The 18,789-nt window shown below is 73.9% G+C and carries 14 protein-coding genes; 13 read left to right on the forward strand and 1 reads right to left on the reverse strand.

Features of this window, described 5'->3' with window-relative positions; translation table 11 throughout:
- Positions 1–16: 16 nt before the first annotated feature.
- Positions 17–496: a carboxymuconolactone decarboxylase family protein gene (locus ACIQKA_RS03420; RefSeq protein ID WP_383156329.1), complete on the reverse strand. Its 480-nt coding sequence runs from the start codon at positions 494–496 to the stop codon at positions 17–19.
- Positions 497–739: 243 nt separating this feature from the next.
- On the opposite strand from ACIQKA_RS03420, the gene ACIQKA_RS03425 reads away from it, so the two are divergent.
- The 13 genes from ACIQKA_RS03425 to ACIQKA_RS03485 all read left to right on the forward strand — a co-directional run bounded on the left by ACIQKA_RS03425 (position 740) and on the right by ACIQKA_RS03485 (position 18,788).
- Positions 740–1,783 (forward strand): AMP-binding protein, encoded by a 1,044-nt coding sequence (locus tag ACIQKA_RS03425; protein WP_383156327.1) that lies wholly within the window; start codon positions 740–742, stop codon positions 1,781–1,783.
- Positions 1,783–3,162 (forward strand): aldehyde dehydrogenase family protein, encoded by a 1,380-nt coding sequence (locus ACIQKA_RS03430; RefSeq protein ID WP_383435851.1) that lies wholly within the window; start codon positions 1,783–1,785, stop codon positions 3,160–3,162. The genes ACIQKA_RS03425 and ACIQKA_RS03430 overlap by 1 nt, the downstream gene beginning before the upstream one ends.
- A gap of 48 nt (positions 3,163–3,210) precedes the next feature.
- Positions 3,211–4,578: a 3-deoxy-7-phosphoheptulonate synthase gene (locus ACIQKA_RS03435; protein WP_383156322.1), complete on the forward strand. Its 1,368-nt coding sequence runs from the start codon at positions 3,211–3,213 to the stop codon at positions 4,576–4,578.
- A 102-nt stretch (positions 4,579–4,680) separates the two neighbouring features.
- On the forward strand, positions 4,681–6,810 hold the full coding sequence (gene pabB / locus ACIQKA_RS03440; protein WP_402539822.1) for an aminodeoxychorismate synthase: 2,130 nt from the start codon (positions 4,681–4,683) through the stop codon (positions 6,808–6,810).
- A 169-nt stretch (positions 6,811–6,979) separates the two neighbouring features.
- Complete coding sequence (locus tag ACIQKA_RS03445; protein ID WP_390106882.1) at positions 6,980–8,461, forward strand: AMP-binding protein; 1,482 nt, start codon at positions 6,980–6,982, stop codon at positions 8,459–8,461.
- 80 nt (positions 8,462–8,541) lie between these two features.
- A complete protein-coding gene (locus ACIQKA_RS03450; RefSeq protein ID WP_383156316.1) occupies positions 8,542–10,140 on the forward strand; it encodes an AMP-binding protein in 1,599 nt (532 codons plus the stop codon).
- A 9-nt stretch (positions 10,141–10,149) separates the two neighbouring features.
- A complete protein-coding gene (locus ACIQKA_RS03455; protein WP_402539824.1) occupies positions 10,150–11,388 on the forward strand; it encodes an FAD-dependent monooxygenase in 1,239 nt (412 codons plus the stop codon).
- Between the two features lie 4 nt (positions 11,389–11,392).
- Positions 11,393–12,205: an aminotransferase class IV gene (locus tag ACIQKA_RS03460; protein WP_391093818.1), complete on the forward strand. Its 813-nt coding sequence runs from the start codon at positions 11,393–11,395 to the stop codon at positions 12,203–12,205.
- Between the two features lie 103 nt (positions 12,206–12,308).
- Entirely contained in the window at positions 12,309–13,865 is a 1,557-nt protein-coding gene (locus ACIQKA_RS03465) for an FAD-binding oxidoreductase (RefSeq protein WP_383435839.1), read from the forward strand.
- Positions 13,866–13,907: 42 nt separating this feature from the next.
- Entirely contained in the window at positions 13,908–14,732 is an 825-nt protein-coding gene (locus ACIQKA_RS03470) for an acyl-CoA thioesterase (RefSeq protein WP_402539826.1), read from the forward strand.
- Between the two features lie 248 nt (positions 14,733–14,980).
- Entirely contained in the window at positions 14,981–16,765 is a 1,785-nt protein-coding gene (locus ACIQKA_RS03475) for a fatty acyl-AMP ligase (protein ID WP_383435834.1), read from the forward strand.
- Positions 16,765–17,805 carry an acyl-CoA desaturase gene (locus tag ACIQKA_RS03480; RefSeq protein WP_383444465.1) on the forward strand — a complete coding sequence of 347 codons (1,041 nt, stop codon included), beginning with the start codon at positions 16,765–16,767 and terminating at the stop codon, positions 17,803–17,805. The genes ACIQKA_RS03475 and ACIQKA_RS03480 overlap by 1 nt, the downstream gene beginning before the upstream one ends.
- Positions 17,805–18,788 carry an acyl-CoA desaturase gene (locus ACIQKA_RS03485; protein WP_383159978.1) on the forward strand — a complete coding sequence of 328 codons (984 nt, stop codon included), beginning with the start codon at positions 17,805–17,807 and terminating at the stop codon, positions 18,786–18,788. Before ACIQKA_RS03480 ends, ACIQKA_RS03485 begins: the two co-directional genes overlap by 1 nt.
- Position 18,789: the final 1 nt, after the last annotated feature.

An 18,789-nucleotide genomic window follows, 5' to 3' on the forward strand; every position in this document is an offset into this window, starting at 1 on the left:
GCGGACGGTGCCCGGGTCAGGCGGAGGGGGTGTAGTTGCCCGGGGTGAGCCGCTGCGGGATCGCGACCCGGTTGTAGCTGTTGATCACCACGATGATCCACAGCAGGGCGGCGAGCTGCTCCTCGCCGAAGACCTTCACCGCGCGCTCGTGCACCTCGTCGCGGACGTGTCCGTCGTGGATGAGGGTGACGGCCTCGGTGAACTCCAGGGCGGCCCGCTCCCGCTCGCTGAAGAACGGGGTCTCCTCCCAGGCGGTGAGGGCGTAGAGGCGCTGCTCGCTCTCGCCGGCGTGCCGGGCGTCGAGGGTGTGCATGTCGATGCAGAAGGCGCAGCCGTTGATCTGCGAGGCGCGGATGCGGACGAGCTCGATGAGCGGCTGCTCGAGGCCGGCCTCGGTGGCGGCCTGGGCGGCCTGACCGGCCAGCTTGTGCATGGCTGAGTACGTGCGCGCGGACAGGGTGTTCAGGTCCAGGCGCTGGGTGTTTCCAGAGGTCATGGTGGTGATGGTAGGAGCGCTCCGGACGGCTGGCCAGGTGGGCGATCCGGCAGTTGAACAGTCCGCCCCGCCGACTCGCTCGTCTGCTCGAGTCCCGCTTGACAGCCAAGGTGCCTCACGGGAAAGGTAAATTCCCATCAGGGCGGCATGGCTCGAACTTCCCTTCAGCATCGCACCGTTGTGCCGATCTCGCCCGGGGTCCGCCCCGGGCCGTTGAGCCGATCTACCCACGGACGGACGAACATGACTCTGCAGGACCATCTGCGCGCCACCCTCGACTGGCACTTCGACCCCGCCACCGGCTCTCCGTTCTGGCTGCGCAGGGCGAAGACGCTCGACTTCGACCCGCGCACGGACATCGCCTCGGTCGCCGACCTGCGGCGCTTCCCGGACGTCAGCGGCGAGCTGCGGACCGTGCCCGTGGAGGACCTGGTGCCCGCCGGTGCCGCCGGACAGCCCTTCGAGGTCTTCGAGTCGGGCGGCACCGTCGGCGCCCCCAAGCGGGTCGTCGACGCGCACGCCCGCTCCCGGAACGTCGAATGGGTCAGCGAGGTGCTCGCCGCCCACGGCTTCCCCGGCCGCGGCCACTGGCTCCACGTCGGCCCCACCGGCCCGCACGTCGTCGGCCGCACCGTCCGGCACCTGGCGCAGCTCCGCGGCTCGATGTGCTTCACCCTGGACTTCGACCCGCGCTGGGTGAAGCGGCTCATCGGCTCCGGCCGGCCCGAACTGGCCGCCGAGTACCGCGAGTACCTGATCGAGCAGATCGAACTCGTCGTCAACACCCAGAACGTGAGCGTGCTCTTCATCACGCCCCCGGTCCTGGAGGCCGTCTGCGCCCGCCCCGGCCTGTACGAGCGGCTCGCCGACTCCCTCGAAGCCATCCTGTGGGCCGGCACCAGCATCAGCCCCGAGTCGCTGCGGCAGATCGAGGAGACCTTCTTCCCGAACGCCAGGGTCGCCGCGATCTACGGCAACACCCTGATGGGCATCGCCCCGCAGCGCCCGCGCGAGGCCGGCGACCGCCACCCGTGCGTCTTCGTCCCGTACCACCCGCAGTCCCTCGTCGAACTGCTCGACCCGGAGACCGGCGGCCCCGTCGCGTACGGGGAACGCGGCCAGGTCCTCGTCCACCAGCTCAGCCGGGACATGTTCCTGCCCAACGTCCTGGAGCGGGACACCGCCATCCGCGTCGAGCCGGCCGCCGGGTCGGACCTCGACGGCCTCGCCGACATCGCGCCCCTCAAGGCCAAGGACGCCCCGGCCGTGATCGAGGGGGTCTACTGATGGCCGCCCCGTCCCTGCCCGTCGTCAATCCGGTCATCGGGGGCCAGGACGTCGACAGCCGCGACCGCGCCGAACTCGCCGCCCTCGACGGCACCCCGCTCGTCTCCGTCGGCCTGGCCCCCCGGCTGCTCGCCCAGGCCGCCCTCAACCGGCTCAGGGCCGCGAAGCCCGGCCCCGCCCCCGGCCCCGAGCTCTTCGCGAAGGCCGGCGAACTCTTCGCCACCGCCGAACTGGAGGGGGAGACCCCCGAGGAGTACCGCCGCCGGGTCGTCCTGGCCACCGGCACCCCCGGCGCCGCCGTCACCCGGGCGATCGAGGGCGTCCGCGGCTCCCTCGGCATCATCGAGCGCATCAACCGGGCCGAGTACCCGGAGCCCTTCGAGGCCCCCGGCTACCGCACCGTCTGGGTGCCGCGCGGCGCCCTGCTCGCCGCCGTCGTGCCCAACAACCACCCCGAGCCCAACGTCACCTGGGTCCGCGCCCTCGCCCTGGGCGCCCGGGTCCTCGTCCGCCCCGGCAGCAGGGACCCGTTCACCCCGCGCCGCCTCTTCGCCGCCCTGCTCGCCGCCGGGATCGACCCGGACACCCTGGCCTTCCTGCCCGGCGACCACGAGGTCGGCGAACACCTCCTCGCCCAGGCCGACCTGGGCCTGGTCTACGGCGGACCGGCCGCCGCCGAGCGGTTCGGACACCGGAGCGACGTGCTCGTGCGCGGCCCCGGCCGCAGCAAGGTCCTCGTCGGGGCGGGTGCTGAGGACGACAAGGAGGTCCTCGACGACCTCGTGGACTGGATCGCCGAGGACGGCGGGGTGCGCTGCAACAACATCTCCCTCGTCCTGACCGCCGGAGAGGCCGCCCCGCTCGCCGACGCCCTCGCCGCCCGGCTCGCCGACCTGCCCGTCCACCCCGTCCTCGACGAGCGCGCCACCCTGCCGGCCTTCGGCGCCGAGACCGCCGACGCCCTGGCCGACCACCTGCGCCGCCTCACCGCGGGCGCCACCGACCACAGCACCCGCCGCTACGGCGGCTCGCTGCTCGCCGACCCCGGCGACGGCACCACCGTGCTGCGCCCGCTCGTCGTCTCCGTCGACCGGCCCGACGACCCGGTCGCCGGTACGGAACTGGGCTTCCCGTTCGTCGTGGTGGCGCCCTGGCGCCCCGCCGACGGCACCCGCCCGCTGCGCGACTCCCTCGTCGTCAGCCTGCTCGGCGAACACGCCGGCCTCGCCGAACAGGTGCTCCGCGAGCCCTCCGTGCGCAAGGTCGTCACCGGCCGCGTCCGCCCCTGGGCGGGCGTGCCCGAGACCCCGCACGACGGCAGCCTGGCCCAGTTCCTCCTGGAGCCCAAGGGACTGGTCACCGCCGACCCCGAAGGCTGACCGACCGGCACGGAACCATTCCCCTCGTACGGACGGAAGAGAGAAGCCGTGACCCTCGCCGATTCCCCGCCGACCGTTGCGGCCGACGCCCTGCCGCCGCTCGCCCTCACCGAGTGGCGCAACCTTCCGGCCGACCAGCAGCCCCGGTGGCCCGACGCCTCCCGGGCGGCCCGGGTGCAGGACCAACTGGCCCTCGCCCCCGCCCTCACCGCCCCCGCCGACGTGCGCCGGCTCGCCTCCGGCCTCGCCCACGCGGGCGCGGGCCGCGCCTTCCTGCTCCAGGCGGGCGACTGCGCCGAGCCCGTCGGCGCCGCCGGGGTCGCCGCCGTGCGCGGCAAGCACCGCGTCATCGGACGCATGGCCGAGATCATCAGCGGCCGCACCCGGCTGCCCGCGATCACCGTCGGCCGGCTCGCCGGCCAGTACGCCAAGCCCCGCTCCCGGCCCGAGGAGACCGTCGACGGCCTGACCCTGCCGGTCTACCGCGGCGACCTCGTCAACGGACACGCCGCCGACCCGGCCGCCCGCGTCCCCGACCCGCGCCGCATGCTCGCCGGCTACGCCACCGCCCGCGCGGTCCTCAACGAACTGCACCTGATCGCCCACGAGTCCGCCTCCGCGTTGCTGCCCCCGGACGGCTCGTACACCACGGGGGGCAACGGCCTGCCCACCCGCGCCTGGGACGGCAGCCTGCGCTCGATCCTCAAGGACTACGGGCAGACCGCCACCCACCGCGACGGCGCCTGGCACCACACCGGACTGTGGACCAGCCACGAGGCCCTGGTCCTCGACTACGAGCAGGCCCTGGTCCGCCGCGACGGCCACACCGGGGAGGACTACCTGCTCTCCACCCACCTGCCGTGGATCGGCGAACGCACCCGCCGCCTCGACGGCGCCCACATCGCCTTCCTCGCCCGGCTCGCCAACCCCGTCGCCTGCAAGATCGGACCGGGCACCGGCCCCGAGACCCTGACCGCCCTGTGCGCCCGGCTCGACCCGCACCGCAGGCCCGGCCGCCTCACCCTGATCGGCCGCTTCGGCGCCGGCCGGGTCCGCGCCGAACTGCCCGCCCTGGTCGAGGCCGTCCGCGCGGCCGGGCACGACGTGCTGTGGGTCTGCGACCCCATGCACGGCAACACCGTCACCACCGCGACCGGGGTCAAGACCCGGCACATGAGCGCCGTGCTCGACGAGATCACCGGCTTCTTCGAGGCCATGCACCGGGCGGACGCGTGGCCCGGCGGCGTGCACCTGGAGATCGCCGGCGACGACGTGACCGAGTGCCTCGGCACCGGCGGCCCGGCCCGCGAGGACGGCCTCGGCCGCGCCTACCGCACGCTCTGCGACCCGCGCCTCAACGACGACCAGGCACTGCTGGCCGCTTCGGCCGTCTCCGAGCTGATCGCCAAGGGCTGACCCGAGGGACCCGCAGGACCGAGGACCCGAGACACCGAAGGACCGCAGGTACCGAAGGGCCCGCAGGACCGACCCGAGGCCGCCTCCCGAGAAAGCCGTGTGATGAGAACCCTGCTGATCGACAACCACGACTCGTACACCTACAACCTGTTCCAGCTCCTCGCCGAGGTCAACGGGGTCGAGCCCGTCGTCGTGACCAACGACGCCCCGGGCGCCGCCGAACTCGACCTGACGGCCTTCGACAACGTCGTCATCTCGCCCGGACCCGGCCACCCGGCCCGCCCCCGCGACTTCGGCGTCTCCGCGCACGTCCTGCGCACCGCGACCGTTCCCGTCCTCGGCGTCTGCCTGGGCCACCAGGGCATCGGACTGGGCGAGGGCGCCGAGATCAGGCCCGCCCCCGAGCCGCGGCACGGCTTCCTCAGCCGGATCGGCCACGACGGGCGGGACGTCTTCGCCGGCCTGCCGCAGGACTTCACCGTGGTGCGCTACCACTCGCTCGGCGTCGCCGAGCCGCTGCCCGACACCCTGGAGGTGACCGCCCGGTCGGAGGACGGGGTCGTCATGGGCCTGCGGCACCGCACCCGGCCGATCTGGGGCGTGCAGTTCCACCCGGAGTCCGTCTCCACCGAGCACGGCCGCCGCATGATGGCCAACTTCCGCGACCTCACCCGCGCCCACCGGGAGCGGCACCCGCGCCCCGAGACCGCGGCCCCGCCCGCCGTCCTCGCCGGACAGCCGTACGCCGTCGCCTTACCCGGGGCGGTGATGCCCGCCGAACCCGCCGCCGGATACCGCGTCCACCTGCGCACCGTCGAGACCGCCGTCGACACCGAGGCCGCCTTCACCCACCTGTACGCGGACTCCGCAGCGAACGCCTTCTGGCTGGACAGCGCCCACGTGGAACCCGGCCGCTCCCGCTTCTCCTTCCTCGGCGACGCCTCGGGGCCGCTCGCCGAAACGGTTCGCTACCGCCTGACCGAGGGCGAGACCGAGGTCGAGCGCACCGGCGAACCGCCCCGCCGCATCCCCTGCACGGTCTTCGACTACCTCCAGGCGCAGCTGCGCCGGCGCCGACTCGACGTCCCCGACCTGCCGTTCGGCTTCACCGGCGGGTACGTCGGCTACTTCGGCTACGAGCTCAAGGGCGACCTCGGCTCGGTCAACAAGCACGTCTCGCCCACCCCGGACGCCGCCTGGATCTTCGCCGACCGGGTGGTGGTGGTCGACCACCAGGAGGGCAGCACGTACCTGCTCGCCCTCAGCGACACCACCCCCGGCACCGAGGCGGCCGCCGTCCGCTGGCTCGACACCACGAGCGCCGCCCTCCTCTCCCTCCGCCCGGCCGAACCCGCCGGGGCCACCGGTCCGGACGAGGCCGTCGACGCCGAGAAGTGGCTCACCCACGGCCGGGAGGCCTACCGGGCCCGGATCGACGAGATCCAGCGGAACCTGCGGGCGGGGGAGAGCTACGAGGTCTGCCTCACCACCTCCGCCTGGCTCCCCGGCGAGGACGACGGCTACGCCTACTACCGGGCCCTGCGCCGCGCCAACCCGGCGCCGTACGCGTCCTACCTGCGGCTCGGCGACGTCGAGGTCGCCAGCTCCTCGCCCGAGCGCTTCCTCTCCATCGACCGCTCCGGCGTCGTCGAGACCAAGCCCATCAAGGGCACCGTGCCGCGCGGCGCGGACCCGGAGGAGGACGAGGCCCTGCGCGCCTCGCTCGCCGCCAGCGCCAAGACCCGGGCCGAGAACCTGATGATCGTCGACCTGCTCCGCAACGACCTCGGACGGGTCTGCGAGGTGGGCAGCGTCCACGTGCCCCGGCTCATGACCACCGAGAGCTACACCACCGTCCACCAGCTCGTCTCCACGATCCGCGGCCGGGTGCGCACCGGGCTCGACGCGATCGACGTGGTGCGCGCCTGCTTCCCCGGCGGCTCGATGACCGGGGCGCCCAAGCTGCGCACCATGGAGATCATCGACGAACTGGAGGACGAGGCCCGCGGGGTGTACTCCGGCTCGATCGGCTGGCTCTCCACCAACGGCACCGCCGACCTCAACATCGTCATCCGCACCGCCGTCAGGGTCGGCGACCAGTGGCGGATCGGCGCGGGCGGCGCGGTCGTCCTGGACTCCGACGCCGACGACGAGTTCGACGAGATGGTCCTCAAGGCCTCCGCCCCGCTGCGCGCCTTCCGCGTCGGAAAGCCCCTCGTCACGGGCTCCTGAGCCGCGGGGCCGTGACCGACGGCCCCCGCTCCGGAGACCACCGTCCCGAAGGCCCCGGTCCGAGGGCCTCGACCCGAAGGCCGCCCGTCCCGGGCCCCCGGGGCCCGGCCGCCCGAGCCACCGCAAGACCCCGCCCGCCCACGAGCCGACCCACCGGGAGCCCCACGCCATGAACGTCGCCGCAGCGCTCGGGGACGCCGCCGCCGAGCGGAACTGGACCGACCGCGCCGCCTACCACGAGGGCGACCTGACCCTCACCCACGGCCGGCTGCACGACCTCGCCGCCCGCGCCGCGACCGTGCTCGCCGAGCACGGGGCCGGACCCGGCCGGGGAGTCCTCCTCGCCCTGCCCGACGGCATCGCCTGGGTCGTCGGCTTCCTCGCCGCCGCCCGCCTCGGCGCCGTCGCCGTCCTCGCCAACCCCGGCCTCACGGCCGAACGGCACGGCTACGTCGCCAAGGACAGCGGCGCGGTCGCGGTCCTCGCCGAGGACTCCCTCGCCGACCGGTTCGCCGGCCTCGCCCGCCTCACCGGCGAGCGGCTGCTCGGCCTGGCGGCCGGAGCGGAGCCCGCCCCGGCCGCCCCGGTCGGCGACGACCACCCGCTCTACCTCCAGTACACCTCCGGAACGACCGGGCTCCCCAAGGGAGTCGTCCACCGCCACGCCGACCTGCCGGTCTACTACACGGGCGCCGGCGCACGGGTCCTCGGCTTCGGTCCGGACGACACCGCCCTGTCGGTGTCCAAGCTGTTCTTCGCCTACGGGCTCGGCAACGCCCTCGCCTTCCCGCTGTACTCGGGCGGCTCCGCGGTCCTGGAGCCGGGCCCGCCCCGCCCCGCCCGGATCGCCGAGCTGGTCGCCCGGCACCGGGTCACGTACCTGTTCGCCGTGCCCTCCGCGTACGCCAACCTCGTCGCCGAGACCGACCCGGCGCACTTCGCGAGCGTCCGGGCCGCCGTCTCGGCGGGGGAGCGGCTCACCGACGAACTGCGCGAGCGCGCGAGCGCCTTCCTCGGCGCCCCGCTCTACGACCAGCTCGGCTCGACCGAGGCCGGGCACGCCATCGCCACCAACGGCGTCGTCCACCACGTGCCCGGCACGGTGGGCCGGCCCGCGCCCGGCTTCACGGCGGAGGTGCGCGACAAGCACGGGCGGCCCGTGCCGGACGGCACGCCCGGCGAGCTGTGGGTGACCGGCCCGACGGTCACCCGCGGCTACCACGACCTGCCCGAGGAGACCGCCCGGACCCTCGTCGACGGCTGGCTGAACACCCGCGACCTGGTGGTGCGCAACCCCGACGGCACCCTCGCCCACCGGGGCCGCACCGACGACCTGGAGATGGTCGGCGGGATCACCTTCTCACCGGTCGAGATCGAGCAGGTGCTCGCCCGCCACCCGGCCGTGCACGACATCGCGGTGGCCTGCGTCCGCAACGAGCGGGGCGCGTCCAAGCTGCGCGCCTTCGTCGTCCCGCGCCCCTCCCACCCCGCCGCCGCGGACCCCTCCGCCCTCGAGGCCGAGCTGATCGCCCTGGCCCGGTCCCGCATGGAGCCGTACAAGGTGCCGCGCGCCGTCGAGGTCGTCGCCGCCCTGCCGCGCACCGCCACCGGCAAGCTCCAGCGCTTCCTCATCCGGCAGGGCGCCTGGTGACCCCCGGCCCCGCCCCCGTCCCGTCCGCCCGACCCGTCCCCCGTTCCCTCCGCTCCCTCCGCAGAGAAAGCAGTCGCCCCATGCTCTCCACGCTCGCCAGGAAACTGCCGGAGAAGGCCTTCTACCTCGGTCTGCTGTGGGAGCAGGCCGCCGCGAAGTTCCCCGGCACGCCGGTCACCCTCGACCAGCCGCTCGCGACCTTCCCCGACCTCGGCACCGGCTTCACGTACGCCTCCCTCGCCGACGTCGTCGACGACCTCGCCGCCCGCCTGTGGCACACCGGCGTCCGGCCCACCGAGCGCGTCGCCGTCCACAAGTCCGACAACTTCGACATCTCGCTGATCGCCGCCGCCGTCGCCCGCGTCGGCGCCGTGCCGGTGATGATCTCCTCCGCGCTGCCCGGCGAGATCGTCGGCAAGCTCCTCGGCCGCCTGGACAAGCCCTGGCTGGTCACCGACGCCGCCAAGCTGACGGGCCCCCTCGACGGCGTCCCCGTCCGGGAGCTCACCCACGAGACCCTGCTGGCCGGCACGGACGCGCACGGCGGACTGCGCCTGCTCTCCGAGCTGAACGGGCTGCCCCGGCGCCCCGCCGTCAAGCTCCACCCCTCCCAGCCGGCCCTGATCACCCACACCTCGGGCACCACCGGCGTCTCCAAGCTGATGGTCCACAACGCGCGGGCCCTGTTCCACCGCCTGCTGCCGCAGCAGATGATCGCCTGGCCGATCCGGAAGAAGGAGACCGTCGCGCTGTGCATGTCCTTCGTGCACTCGCGCTTCTTCCACTCCCTCGGCGTCTTCCTCAACTACGGGAACCCGCTGCTGGTCCTGAACGACCTCGACCCGGACAAGATCGCCCCGGTCTTCGTCCGGCACCGGCCCGGCCTGGTCGAGACCCACCCCAACAACTTCGTGCAGTGGGAGGACCTGGCCGACGCGCCCGGCGCCCCGCTGTCCAGCATCCGCTACTACAGCAGCACCTTCGACGCCATCCACCCGCGCACCATCCAGCGCCTCCTCGCCGCCTCCGCGCGCCCCCGCCCGCTCCTGATCCAGCTCTACGGGCAGAGCGAGACCGGCCCCATCTCCGGCGCCTGGTACACCGAGAAGAGCGCGGAGCGCAACGACGGCCGCGACGTCGGCTACGTCCTGCCCGGCTTCATCAAGCTGCGGGTCGTCGACGACCAGGGCCGCCCGGTCCCCAAGGGGCAGCCCGGCAACCTCGAACTGCGCGGCCGCGGCCGCATCATGACGTACCTCGGCGAGCACCAGCGCTACCTGGACAACTTCAACGACGGCTGGTGGAAGCTCGGCGACATGGGCACCCTCGGCCGCTTCGGCCGGCTCCACCTGATCGACCGCGAGATCGACCAGATCGACACCATCGACTCCAACCTCGAACTCGAGGACATCCTCCTGAAGCGCCTGGAGGAGCTCCTCGAAGTGATCATCGTCACCGGCCCCGAGGGCGAGCCCGTCCCCGTCGTCTGCACCCGCCGCGACGCCCCGCTCGACCAGGGGCGCTGGGACCGCGCCACCGCCGACCTGCCCGCCCTCGCCGCACCCCTGCACTGGCCGTTCAACGAGGTGCCCCGCACCTCCACCTGGAAGGTCCAGCGGGTGGAGATCACCCGGATGCTCCGCGAGAACACCGCGCCGGCCGCCCCCGCCGCCGACTGAGGAGCCGTCATGACCCCCAACAGCCACCAGCCCGGCCGGGCGCCGGTCCTGGTCGTCGGCGCGGGACCGGTCGGTCTCACCGCCGCCCTGGCCCTGCGCAGCCACGGCCTGCCGGTCACCCTCCTGGAGGCCGAGCCGGAGGACCGGACGCGCCCCGGCAGCCGGGCCCTGTTCGTGCACCGCGAGTCGCTGAAGCTGCTCGGCCGGATCAGCCCGGGACTGGACCGCACCCTGGTCTCCCACGGAGTGGTGTGGCCCACCCGCCGCACCGTCTACCGCTCCCGGGAGGTCTTCGCCCGCAGCTACCCGCCCCAGCCGCAGCACGAGGACCTCGTGCCGCCGTTCACCAGCCTGCGGCAGATCGAGACCGAGCGGCACCTGATGGCGGCCTGCCGCGAGGCGGGCGTCGTGTTCCGCTGGGGCGCCGCCGTCACCGACGTGGAGACCTCGGAGCGGTCGGCCCGGCTGACCACCGAGGACGGCACGGTGTGGGAGGCCGAGTACGTGATCGGGGCGGACGGCGCCCGCTCCCGGGTGCGCCGCTCCCAGTCCATCGAGATGCTGGGGGAGCGCTCCGAGGCCTTCCACGTCGTCGTCGACGTCGAGGAGGACCCCGCGGACCCGCTGCCGCTGGAGCGCGTGTTCGTCTACGAGCACCCGGCGCTCGGCGGCCGCAGCGTGATGCGGGTGCCCTTCGCCGGCGGCTTCCAGCTCGACCTCCAGTGCAAGGACGACGACGACCCGGCGGAGTGGGCCGACGAGGCGGCGGCGGCCCGCTGGGTGGCCGAGGTCGTCGGGGAGAAGTACGCGAAGCGGCTCCTCTGGGTGTCCCGGTACAAGTTCCTGCACGTGGTCGCCGAGTCCTTCACCGACCCGCACCACCGGGTGCTCCTCGTCGGCGAGGCCTCCCACCTCTTCCCGCCGTTCGGCGCCCGCGGCATGAACAGCGGCATCGCCGACTCCGTCGCCGCCGCCGACGCCGTGGCCGAGGCCCTCGCGGCGCCGGAGCGGCGGGCCGGAGCCGTCGGCGCGTTCGCCGTCGAACGCCGGCAGGCCGCCGGGTTCAACAGCGAGGCCGCCCGCACCGCCCTCGCCCACCTCCGTCCCAGGAGCCGCGTCACCCGGCTCCGGCAGGCGGTCGGCGCTGCCCTCTCCCCGGTCGTGCCCTCCTTCGGCGAATGGCTCGAACGCGCCCCCTACGGGCCCCGTACGGGAGCGCCGACCAACAAGGGCAAGGGACGGTACTGACCCGATGAACCCGCCCAACGGTCCGGCCGTCGCGGAGGCCCGGCTCGCCTGGGACGAGGCCCGGGGCCTCGTCCCGGGAGCCCCCGCCCCGGACGTCCTGCTCGCCGCCGACTCCTGGCTGGTCGAGGACGGCCGGGTCCGGGACGTCGAGGGCCACCGGGCGCGGTTCGCCCGGGCCTGCCGCGACAGCGGCCGGGACGCCTCCGACGTGGAGCGCTTCTGGCGGGACGCCCTCGCCGCGCTGCCCCGCACGGGAGCCTGGTTCCCGCGCGTCGAGCTGCACGGGGACGGCGTCCTCGCGCTCTGGCCGCGCCGCGCGCCGGAACTGCTCGGGCCCGTCCGCGTCCTGCCCTGGCCGGACGCCGATCCCCGCACCGCGCCCCACCGCAAGGGCCCCGACCTCGCCCTCCTCGCGCGCGTCAAGGCCGAGGCGGGGGAGGCGGGCGCGGACGACGCGCTGCTCACCACCGCGAGCGGGGAGGCCGCCGAGTCCACCACGGCCAGCCTGCTGTGGTGGGAGGACGACGAGCTGTGCCTGCCCGAGCCCGGACCGCACCTGCTGCCCGGGATCACCAGCGCCCTGCTCGTCCGGCAGGCCCGGGAGAGCGGCGTGGTGGTGCGCCACGGCCGGGCCGTCCCGGAGGAACTGCACGACCGGGAGACCTGGCTGGTCAACGCGCTGCACGGGATCCGGCCCGTCACCGCGTGGGTGGGCGCCGGGGGCGGCCCGGCGGCCCCGGCGCCGCGCGCCGCGCGCTGGCAGCGCCTGCTCAGGGCCCGGGCCCGGCCCCTCCCCGACCCCCGGCCGGAGCCGTGACGGCAGGTCCGTCCGGCCGGACCCGTGACGGCCGAACCGCTCGGCCGGAACCGACACCGGCGCGACACGCGCGGGAAACCCACCCCGAAGGGAACGAACGACCATGATCAACCGCAGGACCCTGCTGGCTGCCGGCGCGGGACTCGCCACCACCGCCGGCGCGTTCGCCACGGCCGCCACCGCGGGGGCCCGCCCCCGTCACGGGCACGCCCACGGCGCCGCCTGGAGCCGCCTGAGCCGCTCCCTCACCGGCGACCTGGTGCTCCCCGGCGACGCGGAGTACGACCGCGCGCGCAAGCTGGCCACCGCCATGTTCGACGACGTGCACCCGCGGGCGGTCGTCTACGCGGAGACCCCGCAGGACGTCCGCACCGCGATGCTCTTCGCCCAGGACCACGGCCTGCACACCGCCGTCCGCTCCGGCGGACACAGCTACGGCGGCTGGTCGACCACCGAGGGCCTGGTCATCAACCTGACCCGGCTCGACCACGTCCGCCCGGGCGACGGCACGGGCCCCGTGAGCATCGGCCCCGGCGTCCAGGCCGTGGACGTGCTGCCCCGGCTCACCCCGTACGGGATCACCGTCCCGGCCGGTTTCTGTCCGACCGTCAGCCCCGGCGGCTTCCTCACCGGCGGCGGCACCGGCTGGCAGTACCGCAAGTACGGCCCCGCCTCCGACCGCCTGGTCTCGGCCCGGGTCGTGCTCGCCGACGGCCGGATCGTCACCGCCTCGAAGACCAGCCACCCGGACCTGCTGTGGGCGCTGCGCGGCGGTGGCGGCGGCAACTTCGGCGTGGTCACCGACTTCCGGGTCGCGCCCACCCCGATCACCCGGGTCGGCCACTACACCCTGACCTGGTCCTGGTCGGACGCCCAGCGCGCGGTCAAGGGCTACCTGGACTGGTCGGCGCAGGCCTCGGCCGACCTCGCCTGCGGCGGCATCCTGCGGCTCGCCGACGCGAAGCCCGGCAGCCTGCCGGTCTTCATCGTCTCGGGCGTCCACTTCGGCACCCCGGAGGAGCTGGAGGCCGAGCTGGCCGCGCTCGCCTCGCTGGTCGGCACCGCCCCGGCGACCCGGGTCGTGCAGGAACTGCCCTACGACCGGGCGATGATGCGGGTCTTCGGCTGCGAGGACAAGACCGCCGACGCCTGCCACGAGACCGGCTCCAACCCGGAGGCCGCGCTGCCCCGGCAGAACTGGCTCAAGAACCGCGGCCGCATGTTCCACCGCATCCCGCCGCAGTCCGGCGTGGACGAGCTGCTCGCCGCCTTCGACGCGGACCGGCGGGCCGGCCAGACCCGGATCGTCTCCCTGCTCGGGCTCGGCAAGAACGCCAACCTGCCGGCCACCGACGCGACGGCGTGGGTGCACCGCGACTCCCTCTTCAGCGCCACCCTCACGGTCAGCCTCGCCACGCCCGTCCCGGCGGCGGAGGACCGGGCGGCGGCGGAGGGATGGCTGAACGGACTGTTCGGCGCCGTCGATCCGTACTCCAACGGACGCTCCTACGTGAACTTCCCGGACACCAACCTGACGAACTACGCGCAGGCCTACTACGGATCCAATCTTCCGCGATTGAGCCGAATCAAGTCGTCGTACGACCCCCACGGCTTCTTCTCTTTCCCGCAGGCGGTTCCGGGAGCCGTCCGGAAGCGCTAAGCGGTGGAAGACGCGGTGCCCGACCCTCTAAAGTACCGGGACATGCAGAAAAACACGAAGGACGGTATGGGCGGCATGGCCGAAGAGGTCGGTCCGGGAAAGTTTCTGCGAAATTCACACACGGGACGCACGGACGTTCCCGAGCACCTCAAGGGCTTCGGCGGACTGCACGGCGGCCTGGCCCTCGGCCTCGTCGCGGAGTCCATGCGGGAGCATGCCGGAGAGCGTGAACTCGTCAGCGTCACGGGCCGGTTCGGACGGGCGATCGACTCCCCGTTCCGGGTCGTGACCGCGCTGGGCCACACCGGTCGTTCGAGCTCGACCGTATCCGGACGCATCGAGTCCGAGCGGGGCACGCTGCTCGACTCGTGGGCGGTCTTCGCGGGTGAATCCGGCGATGTTTCCTGGCCGGTCGTGGAATTCCCCATTCCGGAGGTTCCCGGTCCCGAAGAGTGCGAGAAATTCGCCATTCCGAAAGAATTCGTGCCGATCTCGACGAGCATGGAGATCAGGCCGGTGGGTTCCTCGCGCCCGTACGCGGGCGGGCAGGAGGCCGAGCTGGTGGCCTGGGTCAGGCTGGTCGAGGACGACCTCCCGCCCGACGCCCCGCGCTTCGTCCTCCTGATGGACGCGCTCGCGCCCTCCTACTCCGCGGTGCTCTCGACGCTCGCGTTCGTGCCGACCGTGGAGATCACGGTCCGGCCCGGCGCGGGCCTGGCCAAGGCGTCCTCGCCCTGGCTGCTGCTCCGGGCCACGACCCGGCAGGCCGGCCCCTCCGGCTGGTCCTCGGAGTGGATCGACGCCTGGGGCCCGGACGGCACGCACCTGGGCTCCGCCCAGCAGCTGCGGATGGTCCGCGGCGGCTGACCCCGGAGCCGGGGAGGGACCACCGCGACGGCCGGCCCCGGAGCCGGAGCCTGTCGTGACGGCCGGTCCCGGCTCCGGAAGGAGCACGCCGCGGCGGTCGGCCCGGCTCCGGGGCGGGCCCCGCGACGGCGGCACCCGAAGCCGGGCGGCCTCTCCGGAGGCCGCCCGGCGCCGGCGCCGGGGCCGGGCGCCGCGCCGCCGAGATGTCCGTGAGCGACCAGACCGATTCAGAAAGGCCGTTGTCCCCGATGGAACCCTTCGCAAGCCCTCCGGGCGATCTGTCGCTCCCGGAGATCCTGACCGCCCGCGCCGAGGCCCACCCCGACGCCCCGGCCTTCCGCTTCCTGCCGGACGGCACCACCGACCACCCGGTCGACTGGACCTACCGCGACCTCGAACTGCGCTCCCGCGCGGTCGCCCGCGACCTCACCCGCCGCGGCCTGACGGGCGGCCGGGTGGTCCTCGCGCTCGACCCCGGACTGGACTACGTGGCGGGCCTGTTCGGGATATTACGGGCGGGCTGCACCGCGGTCCCCTCCTTCCCGCCCTTCGGGCGCCGCGCCACGGCCCGCTTCCTCTCCATCGTCGTCGACTGCGCCCCGCAGGCCGTGCTCACCGACGGCCGCTTCGCCCCGCACGTCGAGGACTTCGAGACCCGCTACCCCGAGGGCGTCGCCCGCCCCCAGTGGGTCTTCCCCGACACCTCCCTCTTCACCGAGGACCCCGCCGCCGAGGCCCCGCCGCTCGTCCTCGCGGACCCCGCGCTCCTCCAGTACTCCTCCGGATCGACCGGCGACCCCAAGGGCATCGTCCTCACCCACGAGAACCTGGTCAGCAACTGCCGGGTCCTGGAAGCCCACATGGGCATGGAGCCCGACCGGATCGGCTGCTCCTGGCTCCCGCCGTACCACGACATGGGCCTGATGGGCACCATCATGCTGGCCCTGCACGGCGGCTGGCCGCTGGTCATGCTCTCGCCGGTGCACTTCGTCCAGGACCCCTACCGCTGGCTGAAGGCCCTCACCGACTACCGGGTCACCATCACCGTCGGCCCCAACTTCGCCTTCGAGCTGGCCACCACGCAGATCCCCGACGACGCCCTGGACACCCTCGACCTGTCCGCGCTCCGCCAGGTGTTCTGCGGCAGCGAGCCCGTCTCCGCGACGACGCTGGAGCGCTTCCGCGAGCGGTTCGCCCCGCGCGGCTACGACGCCGCCTCGATCATCCCCTGCTACGGCCTGGCCGAGGCGACCCTGTTCGTCACCGGCAAGCCGACCACGAGCGGCGCCGTCCGGCGCGAACTCCTCGACAAGGACGCCCTCGCGACCGGCACGGCCGTGCGCGTCCCCGCCGGAGCCCCCACCGCCGTCGAGGCCGTCTCCTGCGGCGTCTTCGCCGCCGGCCACGAGGTGCTCGTGGTCGACCCGGACACCGCGGGCGTCCTCCCGGACGGCCGGATCGGCGAGGTCTGGGTCTCCGGACCCAACGTGGCCCGGGGCTACTGGCGCCGCCCCGAACTGAGCGAGGCCGTCTTCGGGGCCCGCCCGGCCGGCCGCGCGGCCGGGGGACCGGGCTTCCTGCGCACCGGCGACCTCGGCTTCGTCCTCGACGGCGAACTGTTCGTCACCGGACGCCTCAAGGACGTCATCGTCGTCAGCGGCCGGAACCTCCACCCGCAGGACGTCGAGGCCTCCGTCGAGCGCTGCCACGGCGCCCTGCGCCGCTCGGCCGTGTTCTCCGTGTCGGGCGAGGAGGCCGGCGTGCCGGACTCGGTGGAGGAGCAGATCGTGGTCGTCGCCGAGTACCGCGGCACCTCCGGCCGGTTCGCCGCCGAGGAGGCCGCCCTGCGCGCCGAGGTCACCGCGGCCGTCACCGCCGACCACGGGGTGAGCCCCGCCGTCCTCCGCTTCGGCCCGCCCGGCACCGTCCTCATGACCACCAGCGGAAAGGTCCGCCGCAGGGCGACCAGGGCCGCCTACCTCGACGGCACGCTCAAGCGGTTCGCCGTCCCGGCCGGAAGCGAGGTCGCGTGATGGCCGGACGCGACGCCGCGTTACACGCCCCCGGCACCGACCCGGACCTCCCCGACGCGGTGCCGGACGAGGGCGAGATCGACGTCGCCGCGCGCCGCTTCGCCTACGTCACGGTCGGCGTCCCGGCCCTCGGCGTGCTCGCCGCGATCTGGTTCGCGGCCGTCCACGGCTTCACCTGGGTGGACTTCGGACTGCTCGCCGGCATGTACGCGATCACCTCGCTCGGCGTCGAGGGCGGCTTCCACCGCTTCTTCTCCCACCGCTCGTTCTCCGCGAAGCCGGTGATGACCACGCTGTGGGGGATCGCGGGCAGCATGGCGGCCCAGGGCCCGGTGCTCTTCTGGGTGGCCACCCACCGCACCCACCACGCCTTCACCGACCGCGACGGCGACCCGCACTCGCCCCGCCCGCTCGGCGACGACCGCTGGGCCACGCTGCGCGGCCTGTGGCACGGGCACGTGGGCTGGCTGTTCAAGGTCCGCCGGCAGAACTGGGCCAAGCGCGTGCCCGACCTGGTCCGCGACCGGCTCGTGATGCGCCTCAACCAGTACTACCTGGTGTGGGTCCTGCTCGGCCTCGCGCTGCCCGCGCTGCTCGGCTGGCTGCTCACCGGAAGCGCGCGCGGCGCCGTCGGCGGCCTCCTGTGGGGCGGGCTCGTCCGGATCTTCCTGCTCGACCACGTCACCTGGGCGGTCAACTCCCTCGGCCACACCCTGGGCAACCGGCCCTACCCCACCCGCGACCGCAGCCGCAACGTGCCCCCGCTGGTGCCGATCTCGGTCGGCGGCGCCTGGCACAACAACCACCACGCGCGGCCCTCCCTCGCGCACAACCGGCACGGGTTCTGGCAGTTCGACCCGACCGGCACCGTCATCCGCCTGATGGACGCGGTCGGCCTGGTCGACGACGTGCGCTACCCCGACCGGAAGACGCGCCGCGACCCGGGCCGCGACCCGGACCCCACACCGGAACGGAACCCCGCACGCACCTCCGCACGCAACCCGGAACGAAAATCCGCGAGTCGAAAAGGAGCGAGCTGATGTCCACCGCCACGGCCTCCTCAGCCGCGCTGGCGAACGCCATCGTCCGGCTGGACCCGATCAGCCTCCGGACCAAGCGGTTCTCGGCGCTGACCACCATGACCCTGCCCCTGATGGGCACCGCCGCGGCCGCCTGGTTCCTGGTCACCGGGAACTTCACCGCCACCGACCTCTGGCTCTTCGGAGCCATGTACTTCGTCCACATGTTCGGCATCACGGTGGGCTTCCACCGCTACCTCGCGCACAAGGCCTTCAAGACCGGCCCCGTCTTCGAGGGGGTCATGATGATCACCGCCTCGATGGGCGCCCAGGGCCCCGTCATGTGGTGGGTCACCACCCACCGCCGGCACCACCGCTTCAGCGACCAGGAGGGCGACCCGCACTCGCCGAACCTGCACGGCCGCACCCTCAAGCAGCGCCTGCACGGCCTGTGGTACGCCCACATGCCCTGGATGCTCAGCGACGAGAACTCCAAGTGGTCGGTCTTCGCGCCCGACGTGCTGCGCAGCCGCCGCCTGATGTACTACCACCGCACCTACCCGGTCTGGGTGATCGGCGGCACGATCCTGCCCGGCCTGATCGGGTTCGCCGTCGAGCAGACCGCGATGTCCCTGCTCACCGGCATCGTCTTCGGCGGCCTCGCCCGGATCTTCCTCGCCAACCAGGCCGCCTGGATGGTCGGCTCCGTCTGCCACGCGGTGGGCCGCCGCCCCTTCGACAACGAGGACAAGAGCGCCAACAACTGGACCGTCGCCCTCCTCACCTTCGGCGAGGGCCTCCAGAACAACCACCACGCCTTCCCCGGCTCGTACCGGCACGGCGTCACCTGGCTGGAGCCGGACCTCAGCGGCTGGATGCTGGCCGGCCTGGGCAAGCTCGGCGTGGTCAAGGACCTGCGCGAGCCCAGCAAGGAGCAGATCGAGAAGAAGCGCGAGCAGGCACGGGCCCTGGCGGCCGCCGGCTCCACCGACAAGACGGAGTAGT

The organism is Streptomyces sp. NPDC092045 (assembly GCF_044756005.1).
In the GTDB taxonomy this organism is placed as follows: domain Bacteria; phylum Actinomycetota; class Actinomycetes; order Streptomycetales; family Streptomycetaceae; genus Streptomyces.